Source organism: Planococcus wigleyi (assembly GCF_014836985.1).
In the GTDB taxonomy this organism is placed as follows: Bacteria; Bacillota; Bacilli; order Bacillales_A; family Planococcaceae; genus Planococcus; species Planococcus notacanthi.
Genome location: NZ_JACSPU010000002.1, coordinates 1 through 19,835, shown reverse-complemented (window position 1 = coordinate 19,835; position 19,835 = coordinate 1). Strand labels below are relative to the sequence as shown.

16 protein-coding genes are annotated in these 19,835 nt (G+C 43.9%); 6 read left to right on the top strand and 10 right to left on the bottom strand.

Annotation, left to right across the window (positions count from 1 at the left end; translation table 11 throughout):
• Window positions 1-281: 281 nt before the first annotated feature.
• The 10 genes from H9630_RS05605 to rpmH all read right to left on the bottom strand — a co-directional run bounded on the left by H9630_RS05605 (window position 282) and on the right by rpmH (window position 9,736).
• Complete coding sequence (locus tag H9630_RS05605) at window positions 282-1,115, bottom strand: ParB/RepB/Spo0J family partition protein (protein ID WP_191714536.1); 834 nt, start codon at window positions 1,113-1,115, stop codon at window positions 282-284.
• Window positions 1,108-1,869, bottom strand: coding sequence for a ParA family protein (locus tag H9630_RS05600; RefSeq protein WP_191714535.1), 762 nt, complete (start codon window positions 1,867-1,869; stop codon window positions 1,108-1,110). Before H9630_RS05600 ends, H9630_RS05605 begins: the two co-directional genes overlap by 8 nt.
• A 158-nt stretch (window positions 1,870-2,027) precedes the next feature.
• On the bottom strand, window positions 2,028-2,891 hold the full coding sequence (gene noc / locus H9630_RS05595; protein WP_191714534.1) for a nucleoid occlusion protein: 864 nt from the start codon (window positions 2,889-2,891) through the stop codon (window positions 2,028-2,030).
• An 86-nt stretch (window positions 2,892-2,977) separates the two neighbouring features.
• Entirely contained in the window at window positions 2,978-3,691 is a 714-nt protein-coding gene (rsmG, locus tag H9630_RS05590; protein ID WP_191714533.1) for a 16S rRNA (guanine(527)-N(7))-methyltransferase RsmG, read from the bottom strand.
• A gap of 139 nt (window positions 3,692-3,830) precedes the next feature.
• Window positions 3,831-5,720: a tRNA uridine-5-carboxymethylaminomethyl(34) synthesis enzyme MnmG gene (gene mnmG / locus H9630_RS05585; protein WP_191714532.1), complete on the bottom strand. Its 1,890-nt coding sequence runs from the start codon at window positions 5,718-5,720 to the stop codon at window positions 3,831-3,833.
• A gap of 22 nt (window positions 5,721-5,742) precedes the next feature.
• Window positions 5,743-7,128: a tRNA uridine-5-carboxymethylaminomethyl(34) synthesis GTPase MnmE gene (gene mnmE, locus H9630_RS05580; protein ID WP_191714531.1), complete on the bottom strand. Its 1,386-nt coding sequence runs from the start codon at window positions 7,126-7,128 to the stop codon at window positions 5,743-5,745.
• Between the two features lie 465 nt (window positions 7,129-7,593).
• A complete protein-coding gene (gene jag / locus H9630_RS05575) occupies window positions 7,594-8,340 on the bottom strand; it encodes an RNA-binding cell elongation regulator Jag/EloR (RefSeq protein WP_191714530.1) in 747 nt (248 codons plus the stop codon).
• Window positions 8,337-9,116 carry a membrane protein insertase YidC gene (yidC, locus tag H9630_RS05570; RefSeq protein ID WP_191714529.1) on the bottom strand — a complete coding sequence of 260 codons (780 nt, stop codon included), beginning with the start codon at window positions 9,114-9,116 and terminating at the stop codon, window positions 8,337-8,339. Before yidC ends, jag begins: the two co-directional genes overlap by 4 nt.
• Window positions 9,117-9,176: 60 nt before the next feature.
• On the bottom strand, window positions 9,177-9,518 hold the full coding sequence (gene rnpA, locus H9630_RS05565; RefSeq protein ID WP_191714528.1) for a ribonuclease P protein component: 342 nt from the start codon (window positions 9,516-9,518) through the stop codon (window positions 9,177-9,179).
• Between the two features lie 80 nt (window positions 9,519-9,598).
• A complete protein-coding gene (gene rpmH, locus H9630_RS05560; RefSeq protein ID WP_038705267.1) occupies window positions 9,599-9,736 on the bottom strand; it encodes a 50S ribosomal protein L34 in 138 nt (45 codons plus the stop codon).
• A gap of 490 nt (window positions 9,737-10,226) precedes the next feature.
• Here rpmH and dnaA point away from each other — a divergent pair, with 490 nt between their 5' ends.
• The 6 genes from dnaA to gyrA all read left to right on the top strand — a co-directional run bounded on the left by dnaA (window position 10,227) and on the right by gyrA (window position 19,034).
• Window positions 10,227-11,570, top strand: a complete 1,344-nt coding sequence (gene dnaA / locus H9630_RS05555) for a chromosomal replication initiator protein DnaA (RefSeq protein ID WP_191714527.1) — start codon at window positions 10,227-10,229, stop codon at window positions 11,568-11,570.
• 173 nt (window positions 11,571-11,743) lie between these two features.
• Window positions 11,744-12,880, top strand: a complete 1,137-nt coding sequence (gene dnaN, locus H9630_RS05550; RefSeq protein ID WP_191714526.1) for a DNA polymerase III subunit beta — start codon at window positions 11,744-11,746, stop codon at window positions 12,878-12,880.
• A 106-nt stretch (window positions 12,881-12,986) separates the two neighbouring features.
• Window positions 12,987-13,226: a S4 domain-containing protein YaaA gene (yaaA, locus tag H9630_RS05545; RefSeq protein WP_146555346.1), complete on the top strand. Its 240-nt coding sequence runs from the start codon at window positions 12,987-12,989 to the stop codon at window positions 13,224-13,226.
• Window positions 13,216-14,328, top strand: coding sequence for a DNA replication/repair protein RecF (gene recF, locus H9630_RS05540; RefSeq protein WP_191714525.1), 1,113 nt, complete (start codon window positions 13,216-13,218; stop codon window positions 14,326-14,328). The genes yaaA and recF overlap by 11 nt, the downstream gene beginning before the upstream one ends.
• 164 nt (window positions 14,329-14,492) lie before the next feature.
• Entirely contained in the window at window positions 14,493-16,421 is a 1,929-nt protein-coding gene (gene gyrB, locus H9630_RS05535; protein WP_191714524.1) for a DNA topoisomerase (ATP-hydrolyzing) subunit B, read from the top strand.
• A 30-nt stretch (window positions 16,422-16,451) separates the two neighbouring features.
• Complete coding sequence (gene gyrA / locus H9630_RS05530) at window positions 16,452-19,034, top strand: DNA gyrase subunit A (RefSeq protein ID WP_191714523.1); 2,583 nt, start codon at window positions 16,452-16,454, stop codon at window positions 19,032-19,034.
• Window positions 19,035-19,835 lie beyond the last annotated feature (801 nt).

Below are 19,835 nucleotides of genomic sequence, written 5' to 3'. Positions count from 1 at the left end.
CAGTCACGTGATGATTCGTTTCATCTAAGCTGTTTTTTATGTGACTGACTAGCTTACTCTCTTTTTTGAAGCAGGACGCTTCCAACCGGGTTGGCCACGAAGACTCCTGTGGGAACAGCGAAAGCTGAAGACCCCGCAGGAACGCCAGTGACGAGGAGGCTGAAGCTGAGCCCACGGAAAGCGAAGTGGCCAGCCTGGTTGGAGGTATACACTGTTATGCATTTTGAATAGACTTTGTCTACAGTCTGAAACTATTTCCCATTTTGGGAAATAGGCACTCGTCAGCTTAACAACTCTAAAATCCGCTCCAGATCATCTTCTGAGAAAAACTCGATTTCAATCTTCCCCTTGTTCTTGCTCTTCTTGATTTGTACATTCGTACCGAAACGATCTCTTAACTCAGATTGCTTTTCTTCTATAAAAATATCTTTCTTTTTTTCAATTGTTTCACGTGGAACATCTTCGTTCAATCGCTGTACGAGATTTTCAAGCTGACGCACATTGAGGTTTTCCTTGACCACTTTTTCCGCAGTTTCCGGAATAAGTTTTTTGCTTCTTAAACCTAGCAGCGTACGTCCATGGCCCATCGACAATTCCTTGTCAGAAATGAGTTTTCGGACGTTTGCAGGCAAGGCCAACAGGCGGACATGGTTGGCGATATGAGGCCGGCTTTTCCCTAATCGGAAAGCAAGCTGCTCTTGCGTTAAATTCAAAGCTTCCATCAATTTCTGGTAAGCTTCCGCTTCTTCAATCGGCGTTAAGTCTTCGCGTTGAAGGTTTTCTAATATAGCAAGTTCCATCATTTGCTGATCGGTCAGCTCTTTGATGATTGCCGGAACTTCTTTCAATTTAATCAACTTAGCTGCACGGAAACGGCGTTCCCCCACTACCAATTCGAATTTTTCACCTTTTTTTCTTACGACAATCGGCTGTAGGATGCCGTGTTCCTTAATGGACTCCGCCAGTTCCTCTAAAGCTGCCTGATCAAAAATTTTGCGCGGCTGATATGGGTTTGCACCGATTTTACTGATACTGATTTGGGTAACTTTATCCGCTTCATTGATTGTTTCGCCAGGAAACAACGCATTGATACCTTTTCCTAATCCTTTAGCCATTATGAATCACTTCCTTCGCCAATTCTAAATACACTTCTGCGCCTCTGGATTTTGGATCATAGATGATAATTGGCTCTCCATGGCTTGGTGCTTCGCTAAGTCTTACATTCCGAGGAATAATAGTCTTGTAAACTTTATCCTGGAAATATTTCTTCACTTCTTCAATCACTTGCATGCCCAAATTTGTTCGGGCATCCAGCATGGTCAACAACACACCATCAATCATTAAATCATGATTCAAATGCTTTTGCACTAAGCGAATAGTACTTAATAATTGGCTTAGTCCTTCTAACGCATAATATTCGCATTGCACCGGAATAATGATCGCATCAGATGCCGTCAATGAATTCAAAGTCAACAACCCTAATGACGGTGGACAATCAATGATTATGTAATCGTACATATCTTTGACTTCTGCTAAGGCGTTTTTCAGGCGTGCTTCTCTTGAAATGGTTGAAACTAATTCAATCTCAGCGCCTGCAAGCGAAATTGTAGCAGGAACCACGTGCAGATTCTCCACCTTGGTTTCCATAATGGTGCTCTTTACATCTACATCATCAATCAAAACTTCATAGATGCATTGATCGACATCCCCTTTGTTTACACCCACTCCACTCGTGGCATTCCCTTGAGGATCGATATCTATTAACAGAACTTTTTTGCCCAAATAAGCAAGGCAGGCACTTAAGTTCACTGAAGACGTTGTTTTCCCTACGCCGCCCTTTTGATTGGCGATCGCAATAGTTCTACCCACACTTGCACCAACTTTCTTTAATACTCTCTTCATTTTACTGCGGAACCTCTATTTATGCTATTTTAGCGGGCTCCATTTTCCTATTGTATCAAAATTTTTCAACAATATGATGGCAAAGCTAGTAAAAAAAGCTCTTTCCAAGAAGGAAAGAGCCTCTACTATTTCTTTTTTGGAATTTTTACTGTGATTTGATAATAATCTTCGTGTTCTTCCTCTTCTGCCGTCAAATCAATGCCGCTTTTAGAAACCATATTCAAGGACTCTTTAATGGTATTCATCGCAATCCGCATATCTCGGCTGAATGCTTTTCTGCGGGCTTTCGGTTTTTTCGGTTGAGGCGTCAGCAGCTTGCTCACTTTTTCTTCCAACTGTTTTACATTCAAGCTCTCTTCAATCGTTTCTTCGAACAACTTGTTCTGAAGTTCTGCATCTTTCACTTTCAAAAGGGCTCTTGCATGCCGTTCCGTCAATAGGCGGTTCAACAACGCTGTTTGGATTTCTTCCGGTAATTTCAATAACCGAAGTTTGTTAGCTACTGTCGATTGGCCTTTTCCAAGACGTTGCGCTAATGCCTCCTGTGTAATCTCCTGAATTTCCAGCAGATTTTGGTAAGCATGTGCTTCTTCAATTGAAGTAAGTTCTTCACGCTGAAGATTTTCAATCAATGCGATGGAGGCCGTTTCTTTGTCACTCAAGTTTCGGATAATGGCCGGCACTTCGGTCCATTCCAGTGACTTCATGGCACGGAAACGCCGTTCCCCTGCTATGATCTCATACTGGCCTTCAACTTCTGACTTCCTGACTACAATCGGTTGAATAACGCCGTGAACATGGATGGTTCTTGCCAATTCTTCAATCTTTTCTTGATCGAAGACTGTTCTTGGCTGATATTTATTGGCATGTATTTTGTCGAGCGGCAGTTTGATGACTTCTTCTGAAGCTTTGTGTTCTACCATTTCCTTCTTCGCTGTATCATTTGCTTTATCGCCGCCTCCGAAGAAACGGGAAAAAGGACTTTTCATCCTCAAGCACCACCTTTTGCAAGCTCACTTAGCTGCTTAATCTTCATCGCTATTATTCCATCGGCAAAAATGTTCCACGTGAAACATTACGAGATTGGCGATTTATTTGGAACTCCGGCTTTTCTAGGGTATTTTTTTGGCGTTTCCTTGAATTTTTTGAAGACCTGAATATAGCGTTCGCTTTCTTCCACTGGCAGCAGGAACGAATGAACAGCTTCCAATTTCACTCCGAGCTTCTGCAACGCTTTTTCGGCATTTTCCAATTCGTCTGATGCTGATGCAGCTTTCATAGCTGCGAATACGCCTCCTTTTTTAACAAGAGGCACACATAATTCAGCCAGCACGGACAGTCTGGCTACCGCACGTGCAGTTACCAGATCGTAGCTTTCACGATGGTTCGACTGGCCGAAATCTTCTGCCCGCGAATGAACAAATTTAACTTTCGTAAGACCAAGTTCACCACTCAAATGCTCCAGGAATTGAATGCGTTTATTCAATGAATCCACAATCGTAACCTCGATATGGGGAAAACAAATTTTTAGTGGGATACTGGGGAATCCTGCACCTGCACCGACATCACAAATCTTCATCGGTTTTGTAAAGTCTATATAAAAAGCTGCAGTAATGGAGTCATAGAAGTGTTTTAAGTAAACAGCAGTTTGTTCCGTAATTGCAGTAAGGTTCATTTTTTCATTCCACTCAACCAGTTCCTTATGGTAAATCCCGAATTGTTCAAGTTGCTCCTCTGTTAAGAGGATCCCTTTTTCGCTGAGGGCATCTTTAAACTGTTGTTCATTCAAGTTGGCTTCCTCCCTCTTGTTATGGGTTTTCTATGTAAAAGCAAATGGGCTGGTGTGAGCCAGCCCATTCTGTTGTCTAGCTTATGCCTTTTGTTCACGGGGGTCCCATGATACCGAACAGGTGCTCCCACCTGCGTGTTTACACTGAAATCTTAGCAATCTTTCCTTGTTCAATATACACCAATAAGATGGATATGTCAGCCGGATTCACGCCAGAGATGCGAGAAGCCTGTGCGATGGAAAGCGGACGGACTTCCGCCAGTTTTCCACGCGCTTCTGTAGCGATTCCTGAAATGGCATGATAATCGATGTTTTCCGGAATTTTTTTGTTTTCCATTTTTTTGAGTTTATCGACCTGCTGCAACGATTTTTCGATATAGCCTTCATATTTGATATGAATTTCGACTTGTTCTTTTACTTCGTCTTCCAGATCCACTACCGACGTTGTCAGCTGCGAAATCATGTCATAGGTCATTTCCGGGCGTTTCAATAAATCCGCTCCGCGAATGCCGTCTTTCAATTCACTGCCGCCAGCATCGCGAATCACTTGCTGGGTCGTTTCGTTCGGCTTGATCATGATGCTTCTTAAACGTTTGATTTCTTCTTCAATACGCTCTTTTTTCGCCAAATATTTCACGTAGCGTTCTTCTGAAATCATGCCGATTGAGTAGGCAAGATCTGTCAAACGCATATCTGCGTTGTCATGGCGGAGCAATAAGCGGTATTCCGCACGGGAAGTCAACAAGCGATAAGGTTCGTTGGTCCCTTTTGTCACCAAGTCATCGATCAATACACCGATATAGGCGTCAGAACGGCTGAGAATAACTTCTTCTTTGCCCAACACTTTAGCCGCTGCATTGATGCCAGCCATCAATCCTTGGCCAGCCGCTTCTTCATAACCGGAAGTTCCGTTGATTTGCCCGGCAGTATAAAGATTTTCAATCTGTTTTGACTCCAATGTCGGCCATAATTGTGTAGGCACGATGGAATCGTATTCGATGGCATAGCCTGCACGCATCATTTCTGCCTTCTCAAGCCCTGGAATCGATTCTAGAAGCTGTCGTTGCACATGTTCCGGCAAACTGGTTGAAAGGCCCTGTACGTAAACCTCACGCGTATTACGGCCTTCAGGCTCCAAGAAGATCTGATGACGTGGTTTGTCATTGAAACGGACAACCTTGTCTTCGATTGACGGACAATAGCGCGGCCCGGTTCCTTTGATCATCCCGGAATACATTGGCGACAGATGCAGATTGTCATCAATGATCTGATGGGTCTTTTCATTTGTATAAGTCAGCCAGCATGGCAGTTGATCTGTAATGTATTCGGTGGTCTCATGGCCGAAAGCGCGCGGCACTTCATCGCCGGGCTGAATTTCGGTTTTGCTGTAGTCAATGCTGTTGCTGTTGACGCGTGGAGGCGTACCCGTTTTGAAACGGACCGTTTCAAAGCCGAGTTTTTCCAGGTTTTCTGCCAATTTAATAGATGGCTGCTGGTTGTTCGGTCCGCTTGAATAACGCAGATCCCCAATGATGATTTCGCCGCGCAGGAATGTCCCTGTTGTAATAACGACGGATTTGGCACGGTAAATGCCTCCTACCTGCGTAATCAACCCTTGTACTTTACCATCTTCTACAACCAATTCCTCAGCAATGCCTTGATGCAAAGTTAAATTCGGTTCTTCTTCCATCAAGCGCTTCATTTCCTGTTGGTAAAGCACTTTGTCCGCCTGTGCACGCAAAGCGCGTACAGCCGGTCCTTTAGCTGTATTCAACATTCTCATTTGAATGTGTGTTTTATCGATAACGCGCCCCATGGCTCCGCCAAGTGCGTCAATTTCACGTACGACAATGCCTTTTGCCGGCCCACCGATTGATGGGTTGCATGGCATGAATGCGATCATATCCAGATTCATCGTCAAAACAAGCGTTTTAGCGCCCATCCGTGCAGATGCAAGAGCGGCTTCCGCTCCTGCATGTCCTGCTCCTACAACGATGACATCGAACGTGCCTGCTTCGTATTGTGGCATGTTCGTTCATTCCCTTCGAGTTTTATTTCCCTAGACAGAACTGAGAGAATAATTGGTTCAGGAGGCCGTCATCTGCGGTATCTCCAATAATTTCACCAAGAATTTCCCAAGTTCGAGTGACATCAATTTGAATCATATCCACGGGAACTTCCATTTCGGCTGCTCCGATCGCATCTGAAATAGTTTGATGTGCCTGATGCAGCAATGCGATGTGGCGCACATTGGATACATAGGTCATGTCCCCTGCTTCGATCTCTCCCTGGAAGAACAGGTCAGCAATCGCTTCTTCAAGCTGATCGATCCCTTCTTCTTCAATCAGAGAAGTGGTCACCAACAATTTATCGCCCGCCAGTCTCTGTACTTGTTCCAAGTCGATTTTCTGCGGCAAATCGGTTTTATTGATAACGACAATATAGTCCATATCCTTGACTGTTTCAAACAGCAGCTCATCTTCCGGAGTCAGTGCTTCTGCATAATTCAGAACGTAAAGAATCAAATCCGCTTCCTTCAACACTTTTCGTGAACGTTCAACACCGATCCGTTCGACAATGTCTTCCGTTTCCCGGATGCCTGCCGTATCGACTAAACGCAATGGAACACCACGGACATTTACGTATTCCTCTATTATATCACGGGTTGTTCCCGCTATTTCTGTGACAATGGCTTTATTTTCCTGAACAAGGCTGTTCAATAAAGAAGATTTTCCGACATTGGGACGCCCCAAAATGACGGTTGAAAGCCCTTCTCGCAAAATTTTGCCTTGTGAGGAAGTCTGCAGCAATTTCTCGATTTCCGATTGCACCCATTTTGATTTTTCCAGCATAACCGGACGTGTCATTTCTTCCACATCGTCGTATTCCGGATAATCGATGTTCACTTCCATTTGGGCAATTGATTCCAGTAATGCCTGGCGCAATGTACCGATCAGCTTGGATAGCCGGCCTTCCATCTGGTTGAGTGCAACATCCATGGCACGATCCGTCTTCGCGCGAATCAAATCCATCACTGCTTCTGCCTGCGACAAATCGATGCGGCCGTTCAAAAATGCCCGTTTGGTGAACTCGCCAGGCTCTGCAAGTCTTGCTCCTGCGCGCAACGCCAATTCCAGTACTCGATTGACTGAAACAATTCCACCGTGGCAATTGATTTCAATGACATCTTCACGTGTGAAGGTTTTAGGGGCTTTCATGAGGGAGACCATAACTTCCTCCACTACTTCCTCTGTGGCCGGATCTTCAAGATGTCCGTAATGGATGGTGTGTGTAGGCTGAACAGCCAACGCTTTTTTGCTGGGAGCCCGGAATAATTTGTCCGCAATAGCTACTGCTTCCGGACCGCTCAAACGGACAATTGCAATTGCTCCTTCTCCGCTCGGTGTCGATATCGCAGCGATTGTGTCGAATTCCATGATGTTTCCTCCTCTTAAAGAAAGGCGTTCCCGCTGTCCTGTGGATAACAAATAAAACAGCGCGTCGGCCTGATTACCAAAATCTATGTTCATAACTTTATTTTACGCTTTAAAAAAGTTGTCCACATGTGGACAACCAGTAAATGCACATGGCTTTCTAACATACTACAATAGCATAAAATGGTCGAAATCAAAAGACACAGTGCTTCGCCTTAATAAAATTCCGCTTCAAAAGTTCACAAAGCTTTTTGTATTGGCTTGGTTTAACGCGAAATCTCCGTATTTCCGGCTTTCCAACAATTCAAATTTCATTTTTCATGTAGAAACTGAAACTCCCCTATCTTTTTAATCACTGCAGCCGCTTAGCTATACAAGAAATACAGAGATTCCGGGAAAACCATAGAAATTCTTGTTTGAAGCAGCATATTCGGCATAAAAAAAACCGCCAGATCGGCGGATTCAAGCTTATTTATGAGGTTCAATGACCAAATAACGGTTCGGATCTTTTCCTTCAGAATGCGTATCAATGTCTAGACGTCTTGATAACGCCTGATGAATGACTTTTCTTTCATAAGAAGGCATCGGTTCGAACTGTACACGCCCACCAGTCCGGATCGCTTTATCCGCCATCCGGTCTGCCAACTGCTCCAGTGTCTCCTGGCGGCGCTCCCGGTAATTCTCAGCGTCCAATTCGACCATCATAAACTGATTTGAGTATTTATTGGCAACAAGCTGTGCCAATTGCTGAAGGGAGTTCAAGGTTTGTCCCCGTTTTCCGATCAGCATCGCCACTTTTTCGCTTTCCAAGTAAAAATTCACTTTTTTCCCCCGCTGCTCATGCGTAATCGATAAATCTTCGATCTTCATGCCTTCAGCAATGGATTGAATGTAATTTTTTGTCTCCTGGATTGCTTGTTCATTGGAAAGAGCCGGAATCGCTTCCTCTTCTTCCTCTTTTTTAGGCAAAAGTTCAGATTTTTCCTGAATTTCTTCAAGTTTTTCTGATGTTTCATCCAGCGATTTTTCCGAAATCGGCATTTTTTCGATGACTGTGACTTCAACTTCTGCTTTTTTGGCCCCAAATCCGAAAAAACCCTTTTTCTGTTCCTGAATGATCTTGATGCTTACTTCTTCACGTGTAACTTGGAGTTTTTCTAATGCTTCAGATATCGCGTTTTCAACAGTTAAACCCGTCTGCGTAATCTGTTTCACTTTTTAACCCCTCCTGCTTTCGTTTTAACAGGTTGCTGCACTTCTTTTTTCTCCCATGGACGGTAGATGAACAGGTTTTGAATAAGTGAAATGATATTTCCAATAACCCAGTAAAGTGTCAATGCGGACGGCAAGATAATACCAAATCCAATGATCATTACCGGCATGAAATACATCATGATCTTCATTTGTGGATTGTCCATAGCTGGTCCAGTCCGCAAAACGATAAACTGCATCAACCCTGCGATTACCGCTAAAATAATGCTTGGCTCTGCCAATGGGAAGATGAGAAACGCTCCCAAATCGATTTCAGGTGTATTGTTCATTCGGCTGATTGCGTGATAGAACCCAATCAAGACAGGCATTTGGATCAAGACAGGCAAACAACCTGCCATCGGATTAACGCCTTTTTCCTGGAACAACGCCATCATTTCTGTTTGGTATTTCTGTTGCGTTACAGCATCTTTCGACTTGTACTTTTCTTTTAACTTAACAAGTTCAGGCTGTACTTCCTGCATACGCTTCGAACTTTTCGTTTGTTTGATCATCAATGGAAGCATTACCAATCTGATGATGATCGTAACGGCAATAATCCCGAAGCCATAAGTTCCCAGTAAATTCTTGAAGTACGTGATGGCTGATACTAACGGCCAAACGATAAATTCGTTCCAAAACCCTTCACTCTGGTCACTGATTGGCTGATCAAACTCCGTACAGCCGGAAAGCAGCAACGTAACTGCAATCAGTGAAATAAGTAAAACTAATTTCTTATTCACCCTTCTTCCCCCAAACTAATTTCAATTACTTCTATAATAACATCTATTCGGCACGGTCTTCTACTTCTTGGGTAATGCACGTGCTATTTTCAATACGTGTTCAAGACTTTTCTTGCTTTCATGAAAATCCAATGTGGCCGCCTGTGGTCGGGCGATGATAATGTAGTCTGCATTCGGCAGCAAATCGTCCTTCAATTCCAGGAACGTTTGCCGGATATACCGTTTAACACGGTTGCGGGCTACTGCATTTCCTACTTTTTTGCTGACGGACAATCCCAGGCGAAATTCGGGCTGCTCACCTTTTAATACGTAAACAATAAACTGCCGATTCGCAAAAGATTTTCCTTTTTTGAAAACATGCTGGAACTCTTTGTTCTTCTTGATCCGTTGGTGCTTGTTCATTCTTTCACCTGCTTATTTTAATGCCTCTCCGCTAAAATGCAGCAGAAAAGAAAAAAAGACCACTGATGCGGTCAGTGGACTTAAGCTGATAATACTTTTCTTCCTTTGCGACGGCGTGCAGCGATGATTCTGCGTCCGTTTTTTGTGCTCATACGTGCTCTGAAGCCGTGTACTTTGCTGTGCTTACGTGTATTTGGTTGATATGTGCGCAATGTCATTATAAGACACCTCCTATATAAAGAGTTAACTATTTTTCTAAAGACAGTCTCGACTATTATAAAGGCGCACGGGTATAAATGTCAATATCTTATTGTAAAACCTCTTCAGATCCTCTTCTTCTCCATCTCTTAAGTTATACACAGTTTCTTTTTTTATCCCTTGATCCCCTGTGCATTAATTTTTTCAAAAAATAATTATCCACATGCCTTATCTACAGTTTTTTAACATAAGAACTCCTTGTGGATAGATTCAATGTGAACAAAAAAAGAAATGTGGATAACTTAAAGAACTTCTTGTGTTGTCTCATCTTTTTTGGTAACATTAACTTGTTTTCACTTGTTAACAGTTTTCATCCTAAATAAGTTATCCACAAATTGTGGGTAAGGTGTGGATAGTTATTCACCACCTTGTTTGCAAATGTTATCCACAAGCTGTGGTTTTGTGTATGGTATACTCTAAAATATAATTGCATATAAAGGAGACGAGCTATTGGAACACTTAGACGAACTATGGTCGAGTGTCTTAGCCCAAGTTGAAACCAAAATCTCCAAACCAAGTTTTGAAACATGGTTAAAATCGACAAAGCTTTTATCCTACCAGGATGATACAGTCACTATTTCAGCGCCTAATTCTTTTGCACGTGATTGGTTGGAAAACCATTACGTCCATTTGATTACAGGGATCTTATCGGATTCCACCGGCGATGATATGATGATTAAATTTGTTGTGCCAAAAGATCAGGATATGGATGATTTTCAACTCCCTGCACCTCGCATTAAACCGGGGCAAGACCAGCAGCAAGAGTTTTTGCCTGGTATGCTGAACCCTAAATATACTTTTGACACATTTGTCATTGGTTCAGGTAACCGCTTTGCCCATGCCGCCTCTTTGGCCGTGGCCGAAGCTCCAGCAAAAGCTTATAATCCGCTGTTTATCTATGGGGGAGTAGGACTTGGGAAGACACATTTAATGCACGCAATTGGACATTATGTCCTCGAACACAACCCGAATGCTAAAGTGGTTTACTTATCTTCGGAAAAATTTACGAACGAATTCATCAATTCGATCCGTGACAATAAAACTGGAGAATTCCGCGATAAATACAGAGGTGTCGATATTCTTTTGATTGATGACATCCAGTTTTTAGCGGGCAAAGAGCAGACCCAGGAAGAATTCTTCCATACATTCAACACACTGCATGAAGAATCCAAACAGATCATCATTTCGAGTGATCGGCCGCCAAAAGAAATTCCAACACTGGAAGATCGGCTCCGCTCCCGCTTTGAATGGGGCTTAATCACTGATATTACCCCGCCTGATCTGGAAACACGCATCGCCATTTTGCGCAAAAAAGCAAAAGCTGATGGTTTGGATATTCCAAACGACGTTATGACCTATATTGCCAACTCCATCGACTCCAATATCCGTGAATTGGAAGGGGCTTTGATCCGTGTTGTGGCTTACTCCTCTCTCATCAACCGTGATATGAGTGCAGAATTGGCAGCTGAAGCCTTAAAAGACATCATGCCGAATTCCAAGCCGAAAGTGATTACGATTTTGGACATCCAAAACGCGGTCGGTGAGCAATTCAACGTCAAACTGGAAGATTTCAAAACAAAACGCCGCACCAAGGACATTGCTTATCCGCGCCAAGTGGCGATGTATTTGTCCCGTGAAATGACCGATTTCTCTTTGCCGAAAATTGGTGAAGAATTCGGAGGCCGTGACCATACGACGGTTATTCATGCGCACGACAAAATTTCCAAGATGCTGAAAGATAATCAACAGCTTCAGCAAGATGTAAAAGACATCAAAAGTTCACTCGGCAAGTAAAATCCCTTGTGGATAACCCAATAAATAAGCAAGCAGTTTATGCACAGACTGTCTACATGTGGATAAGCTGCTTTTATTGACTTTAAAAGGCTTATCCACATATTCACAGGCCCTACTACTACTATTACTTTAAAAGCCTTTAAATAAAATATATATATAAGCGAGGTTCGAGAATGAAATTCGAGATAAAACGTGAGCGACTAGTTGAAGGATTAAACGATGTAATGAAAGCAGTAAGTTCAAAAACGACCATTCCGATTTTGACAGGAATTAAAATGGACGTTTCTTCTGAAGGAATGAGATTGACAGGAAGTGATTCTGACATCACGATCCAAACGTTTATTCCAGCTGAAGAAGATGGAGAGCAGATCATCCAAGTTACCAATGGAGGAAGCATTGTTCTTCAAGCCAAAGTTTTTGGTGAAATCATCCGTAAATTACCGACAAATGAAGTGGAAATCGAAATCACAGGAAATTTCCAGACTCATATCCGTTCAGGGAAGTCAGAATTCCATTTGATCGGGTTGGATGCGATGGATTATCCACAATTGCCTGATATTCAAGATGATCGGCTGTTTACCATTCCAGCAGATCTATTGAAGACCATTAACCGCGAAACGGTATTTGCTGTATCAAGTTCTGAAACACGTCCTGTGTTGACAGGCGTTCATTGGGAAGTCAAAGATGGGGAGCTTGTTTGTGTAGCAACTGACAGCCACCGTTTGGCACGCCGTAAAACAAAACTCGAAACTTTGCCGGAAGGGGAATACAGTGTTGTCATTCCCGGCAAGAGTTTGACTGAGTTGAATAAAATTCTGGATGACACTTCTGAAGCAGTGGAAATCGTCATGACCAACCAGCAGGTTCTCTTCAAATCCAAACACATTTTATTCTTTTCCCGTCTATTGGAAGGGAACTATCCGGACACCAGCCGCCTGATTCCAGCAGAATACAAAACAACTGTTACAGTAAACGGCCGTTCATTGCTTCAGGCAATTGACCGTGCATCCTTGCTGGCAAGAGAAGAACGCAACAACGTTGTACGCTTCTCTACTAATTCCGGCAGTGAGGTCGAAGTTTCATCTAATTCTCCGGAAGTCGGGAAAGTGGAAGAGCAGCTTCAAGCACAAAGCATCGAAGGAGAAGAATTGAAAATCTCTTTCAGTGCTAAATTTATGATGGATGCATTGAAAGCGATCGACGGACAGGATGTCGTCATCCAGTTCACTGGAGCGATGCGCCCGTTCATTTTAAAATCGGCATTGGATGATTCGATTTTGCAGCTTATTCTTCCCGTCCGAACCTATTAAATTTAAAACAGACCCTCAGGATAGCCATATAGGCTATCCTTTTTACTTTTTAGCTAAAATAGGGTAAAATAAAGGGATAGACTATGAATCGAAGGATGAGTGCATTTTGAGAGAAATCGGGATTGAGACTGAATATATTACGCTTGGCCAATTATTGAAAATGACAGACACGATAAGTTCTGGCGGAATGGCCAAATGGTTCTTAGGCGAACACGAGGTTTTTGTAAACGGGGAAGCTGAAAACCGCAGAGGCCGCAAATTGCGCCCTGATGATCTGGTCAACATTCCAGGGTTTGGAGATTTTCGTATCGTGACGGCTGAAGGCATGAGCTTCGATGCGGATTGACCGCCTCGAGCTTGTCAATTATCGAAACTACGAAACGCTGGAACTGGAGTTTTCTCCAGACATCAACGTCTTTATAGGAGAGAATGCACAAGGAAAAACCAATATCATGGAATCCTTGTATGTTTTATCCATGGCTAAATCCCATCGCACTTCCAATGACAAGGAATTGATACGCTGGGACGCCGAATATGGTAAAATAAAAGCTGATGTTTACCGTAAATACGGCAAACTGCCCCTTGAAATTACATTGTCAAAAAAAGGGAAGAAAGCGAAAGTCAATCATTTGGAACAACGCAGGCTGAGTGATTATGTCGGCCAATTGAATGTCGTGATGTTTGCTCCTGAAGATCTGCATCTTGTAAAAGGCAGTCCACAGGTCCGCAGACGGTTCATTGATATGGAAATTGGACAAATTTCTCCAGTTTATCTGCATGATTTAGTAACTTATCAAAAACTCCTCAAACAAAGAAATCATATATTAAAGCAACATTATGGGAAACAAACAATCAATGACGTCATGTTTGACGTTTATACCGAACAATTTATCGAGTCGGCTGTCAAAATCATCCGCAAGCGGTATCAGTTTATGGAGCTTTTGCAGAAGTGGGCTGAACCGATCCATCACGGCATTTCCCGGGGGCTGGAACAACTTGAAATCCGTTATCAGCCGATCAACGGTTTAAAGCCCGACTGGACGCCTGAGGAAATGGCGTCTTTTTTAGAGCAGAAATTGGCAGAGGTCAGGAAACGAGAAATCGAACGTGGAGTGACGCTGGTGGGTCCACACCGTGATGAACTTCAATTTTTCGTGAATGGTTACGATGTCCAGACTTACGGCTCACAGGGACAGCAACGCACCACTGCATTGTCTCTGAAATTGGCGGAAATCGAATTGATCAAGCAAGAAGTCGGAGAAGCGCCGATCCTGTTGCTGGATGACGTCCTTTCCGAATTGGATGATTACAGGCAATCGCATTTATTGAATACGATCAAAGGGTCTGTCCAAACGTTTGTCACAACAACCAGCGTTGAAGGCATCCAGCACGAAACGATTCAAAGTGCCCGCTTGTTTGAGGTTTCTGCCGGGACAGTCAAGAAGTGAAAACAAATGCCTTATGCACCCGCACATATCCTTTGAATAGCTGAGCCGTCATTTAATAAGAAAATCAGATGCCGGCTGTTTTTGTGCGGCTGCTTGTCCGTTTGGAAATCAAGAGTTTGTTTATACAAGAGAAAGAAATGCGTAAGAAAGAGCAGGTGAATGGAATGTCTATGGAAGAAAAAGGTCTACAGGAATCATATGAAGCCAATCAGATTCAAGTATTGGAAGGATTGGAAGCCGTTCGTAAAAGACCGGGTATGTATATCGGTTCTACGGGTTCAAGAGGACTTCACCATTTGGTTTGGGAAATCGTTGATAACAGTATAGATGAGGCATTGGCAGGTCATTGTACAGAAATCCAAGTCTCAATCGAACCGGACAACTGGATTCGCGTAGAAGACAACGGACGCGGAATCCCTGTCGGCATGCAGGAAAAAATGGGGCGCCCGGCAGTTGAAGTTATTATGACGGTATTGCACGCTGGCGGTAAATTCGGGGGCGGTGGTTACAAAGTATCCGGCGGCCTCCACGGTGTTGGGGCTTCGGTCGTCAACGCTTTGTCTGAAGTTACGGAAGTATACGTCAACCGTGACGAAAAACGCCATTACATCAAGTTCGAACGTGGTGCCGTAACAGAAGATCTTCACGTAATCGGTGATTCAGAACATACCGGCACAACGATTCGTTTTAAAGCAGATTCTGAAATTTTCAAAGAAACGACCGTTTACGAGTTTGATATTCTTGATCACCGCCTTCGTGAGCTTGCCTATTTGAATCGCGGCTTGAAAATCGTGGTAAGAGATGAACGTGAAGGTGAAGAGAAAGAGAAGAACTATCATTTTGAGGGCGGCATCAAGTCCTATGTCGAACACTTGAATAAAACAAAAGATCCACTTCATGAAGAAGCGATTTTCGTTGAAGCCGAAAGAGAAGGAATCACTGTTGAAGTAGCTATGCAATACAATGCCGGCTATGCAGCAAACATCTTTTCATTCGCCAACAACATCAATACCCATGAAGGCGGAACGCACGAATCGGGCTTTAAAACGGCTTTGACTCGTGTGGTCAATGATTATGGCCGCAAAAATGGCATGTTAAAAGAGCAGGATCTTAACTTGACGGGTGACGATGTGCGTGAAGGCTTGACTGCCATCATTTCCATTAAGCATCCGGATCCACAGTTTGAAGGCCAGACAAAAACCAAACTGGGCAACACGGAAGTCAGCACAATCGTCAATAATTTATTCTCTGGCGGATTTGAGCGGTTCTTATTGGAGAATCCTTCCGTTTCGCGAAAAATTGTTGAAAAAGGCATCATGGCTTCCCATGCACGGATGGCCGCTAAAAAAGCACGTGAATTCACGCGCCGCAAATCCGTGCTTGAAGTATCCAGTCTTCCGGGTAAATTGGCAGATTGTTCATCACGGGATCCGAAAGTCAGTGAAATCTATATCGTTGAGGGCGACTCAGCCGGCGGTTCTGCAAAATCAGGGCGTGATCGCCATTTCCAAGCGATCCTGCCGCTTCGTGGGAAAATCCTCAACGTAGAAAAAGCCCGTCTTGACCGGATTCTTACCAACGCTGAAATCCGCAACATCATTACAGCGCTTGGAACAGGGATTGGCGAGGAATTCAATTTGGAAAAAGCACGCTACCATAAAGTCGTCATCATGACCGATGCGGACGTCGATGGTGCCCATATCCGCACCTTGCTGCTGACGTTCTTTTTCCGCTATATGCGTCCATTGCTTGAAGCAGGCTATATTTATATTGCCCAGCCGCCTTTGTTCCAAATCAAACAAGGCAAGCACGTGGATTATGTTTACACAGACCAACAGTTAAAAGAGGCGCTTGAAAAATTGTCTCCGACACCGAAACCGAATATTCAACGATATAAAGGGCTTGGAGAAATGAACGCGACACAGCTATGGGATACGACAATGGATCCGGATGTTCGGACATTGCTCCAGGTGACATTAAACGATGCGATGGTGGCGGATGAAACTTTCCATATCCTGATGGGAGACGACGTCGAACCACGCCGTAACTTTATCGAAGAAAATGCGAAATACGTTAAAAATCTGGACGTTTAAGTGATAGAGAGTTGAGAGGAGGCTGCAGGTATGGCTGAACGGCCTAGCAGTGGTGTTGAAGAAATAAATATAAGTACGGAAATGCGGACTTCATTTTTGGATTACGCAATGAGCGTTATCGTTTCCCGTGCTTTACCGGATGTGCGTGATGGACTGAAACCTGTCCATCGCCGCATTCTTTATGCAATGTACGATTTAGGGATCACTTCAGACAAAGGCTATAAAAAATCAGCGCGTATTGTCGGAGATGTTATTGGTAAATACCATCCCCACGGTGACACAGCTGTTTATGAAACAATGGTCCGCATGGCACAGGATTTCAGCTACCGTTATATGCTGGTAGATGGACACGGTAACTTCGGGTCGGTTGATGGCGATTCCGCAGCTGCGATGCGTTACACGGAATCCAAAATGTCGAAAATTTCCATGGAATTGCTCCGTGATTTGAATAAAAACACAATTGATTACAGAGACAACTACGATGGACAAGAAAAAGAGCCGGTTGTTTTGCCGAGCCGTTTTCCGAATCTATTGGTCAACGGAACTTCAGGCATTGCAGTTGGTATGGCTACCAATATTCCTCCTCATCATTTGGGTGAAACCATTGATGCTGTTTTAGCATTGGCTGAAAACCCGGCAATTACTACGGAAGAGCTGATGGAATTCATTCCAGGACCTGATTTCCCGACTGGCGGCATCATCCTTGGCCGCAGCGGCATTCGCCGTGCTTACGAAACGGGCAAAGGTTCCATCCTGATCCGTTCAGTAGTCGATATTGAAACAAAAGCCAACGGCAAGGAAGTCATCATCGTCAACGAAATTCCTTTCCAGGTGAATAAAGCCCGGTTGATCGAAAAAATTGCCGAGCTTGTGCGTGACAAGCGGATTGATGGCATCACCGATCTTCGGGATGAGTCTGACCGCAACGGCATGCGCATCGTTATTGAAGTGCGCAGAGATGCGAGTGCGAGTGTGTTATTGAATAACTTGTACAAACAAACCGCAATGCAGACAAGCTTCGGTATTAATATGCTGGCGCTTGTAGACGGCCATCCAAAAGTTCTTGGCCTAAAAGAAATTCTGTTCCACTACCTGGAACATCAAAAAGTAGTGATTCGCCGCCGGACGCAATTTGAATTGACGAAAGCGGAAGACCGCGCACATATCCTTGAAGGACTGCGTATTGCATTGGATCACATTGATGCAATCATCGCCTTGATTCGTGGATCACAGACTGCTGAGCAGGCACGCAATGGGCTGATGTCCGACTTCAACTTGACTGAACGCCAATCTCAAGCCATTTTAGATATGCGCCTACAGCGTTTGACTGGATTGGAAAGAGACAAAATTGAAGAAGAATATCAAGCTCTTGTCAAATTGATTGACGACCTTAAAGAGATTTTAGCGAATGAATACCGCATTCTTGAGATCATCCAGGAAGAAATGCTTGAAATAAAAGAACGTTTCAGCGACAAACGGAGAACTGAAATCACAACCGGCGGAGCGGAAATGTTTGAAGACGAAGATTTGATTCCAGTGGAAGCATCTGTATTGACGCTGACGCATAATGGCTATATCAAACGTCTTCCAGCCAATACTTACCGCAGCCAGAAACGTGGAGGGCGCGGCGTACAGGGAATGGGTACGAACGAAGATGATTTCGTCGAACATTTGCTGTACACGTCTACTCACGATACGATCCTGTTCTTCACCAACAAAGGGAAAGTATACCGTAAAAAAGGCTATCAGATTCCTGAATACGGCCGTACTGCCAAAGGCTTGCCATTGGTCAACTTGTTGGAAATCGGCAAGGAAGAGAAAGTCACAGCTGTTATTCGTGTCAACGAATTCAAAGAAGATGCATTCTTCTTCTTTACGACGCGTGAAGGAGTCAGCAAACGGACGCCTGTGACGAATTATGCCAACATTCGCCAAAACGGTTTGATTGCCATCAGCCTTCGTGAAGAAGACGAACTGATTTCAGTGAAGCTGACAGACGGCAATAAGGAAATGGTCATCGGTACGAGAGACGGTGCCTTGATCCGATTCCCTGAAACCGATATCCGCAGCATGGGCCGAACTGCCAGTGGCGTTCGGGGCATCCGTCTTCGTGAAGGAGATGCAGTGGTCGGCATGGAGATTTTGGATCCAAACGACAATGTATTGGTCATCACGGAAAAAGGATACGGCAAACAGACGAAAGAATCCGAGTACCGCGTTCAATCCCGAGGCGGTATGGGAATCAAGACTTGCCAAATCACCGACAAAAACGGACCTCTTGTTGCGGTACGGACGGTGAATGGAACAGAAGATATTATGCTGATTACCGTCAATGGCATTTTGATCCGTATGGATGTCAACGATATTTCAACGACGGGCAGAAGCACACAAGGCGTTCGGTTGATCCGATTGGGTGAAGATGAAATTGTGGCAACTGTAGCTAAAGTGAAGAAAGATATTGAAATGCCTGACGATCTGGAAGACATCGATGAAGATGTTGAGAAAACTTTGATTGAAGAAAGTGCTGAAGCAGATGTTTTCCAAGACGAAGACGTTGTAGCTGATGAGAAGATTGATGATATAGAAGAAACTCCAGAAGAAGACGAAGAATAATTGGATTTTTGCAGCCGGCTGATCATATTCAGCCGGCTTTTTTTTATGGAAACAGCGAGCAATGAAAGAATGCGGACATTCTCGCCTGCAGGAGCGGGAACAGCTGTTCAGAGAGTTGTGCGGTAAGAATGAATCTTCCGGATCGAACAAACGGATTAAAGTCGTACGAATGCAGTAGCGTCTGCCCGCAATAAACTTGTAGCGTTTGTTTCTTCTATCATTAAGAGAAAGAGAAAAGTATTGGAGGGCTTTCGTTTTTATAAAAGCCGGAACTCTATAGAATATGATGGTTTAGTCTTTGAAAGTGGGACTGTTCGGCGCCGTCTTATGGTTGATTCCTTTTGGTAGCCAGCAAGCTTTTCGGTAAAGTCTTTCTTTTGGCAGTAAGACAGCAACAGCACATGCTGCAAAGATTATAGAGTGGATCATGCGGTATCTGCAGACTGGATCAAGGCTTTACTGCAAGCCTTATTCTTTGGCAAAACTTCAGTTTTTTCATTTTTACCACAGGCATTTTTATTAGTTTTAAAGTTTTTTGCAGAAAGTGTTGACTTCTATTACGTAAGCATGGTATATTAGTTGAGTCGCCAATGAGCGCGGCAAACAACTTGAACCTTGAAAACTGAACAGCAAAACGTCAACATACAGCAACGGCCGTTGAACGCGGCCCGCGCAAAACTTACTGATCAGCTCACGCAGATCAAAGCGAACCGTGCGTCTTTCGGGACGGCGGTACGCCAGCAAGTATTTGAGCAATCAACTACTCTATAATGGAGAGTTTGATCCTGGCTCAGGACGAAC

Excerpts from the sequence above, each read along its gene's own strand:
- H9630_RS05605 (WP_191714536.1), bottom strand. The coding sequence starts at position 1,115 with ATGGCTAAAGGATTAGGAAAAGGTATCAATGCGTTGTTTCCTGGCGAA.
- noc (WP_191714534.1), bottom strand. The coding sequence starts at position 2,891 with ATGAAAAGTCCTTTTTCCCGTTTCTTCGGAGGCGGCGATAAAGCAAAT.
- mnmG (WP_191714532.1), bottom strand. The coding sequence starts at position 5,720 with ATGCCACAATACGAAGCAGGCACGTTCGATGTCATCGTTGTAGGAGCA.
- mnmE (WP_191714531.1), bottom strand. The coding sequence starts at position 7,128 with ATGGAATTCGACACAATCGCTGCGATATCGACACCGAGCGGAGAAGGA.
- rnpA (WP_191714528.1), bottom strand. The coding sequence starts at position 9,518 with ATGAACAAGCACCAACGGATCAAGAAGAACAAAGAGTTCCAGCATGTT.
- rpmH (WP_038705267.1), bottom strand. The coding sequence starts at position 9,736 with ATGACATTGCGCACATATCAACCAAATACACGTAAGCACAGCAAAGTA.
- dnaN (WP_191714526.1), top strand. The coding sequence starts at position 11,744 with ATGAAATTCGAGATAAAACGTGAGCGACTAGTTGAAGGATTAAACGAT.
- recF (WP_191714525.1), top strand. The coding sequence starts at position 13,216 with ATGCGGATTGACCGCCTCGAGCTTGTCAATTATCGAAACTACGAAACG.
- gyrB (WP_191714524.1), top strand. The coding sequence starts at position 14,493 with ATGTCTATGGAAGAAAAAGGTCTACAGGAATCATATGAAGCCAATCAG.
- gyrA (WP_191714523.1), top strand. The coding sequence starts at position 16,452 with ATGGCTGAACGGCCTAGCAGTGGTGTTGAAGAAATAAATATAAGTACG.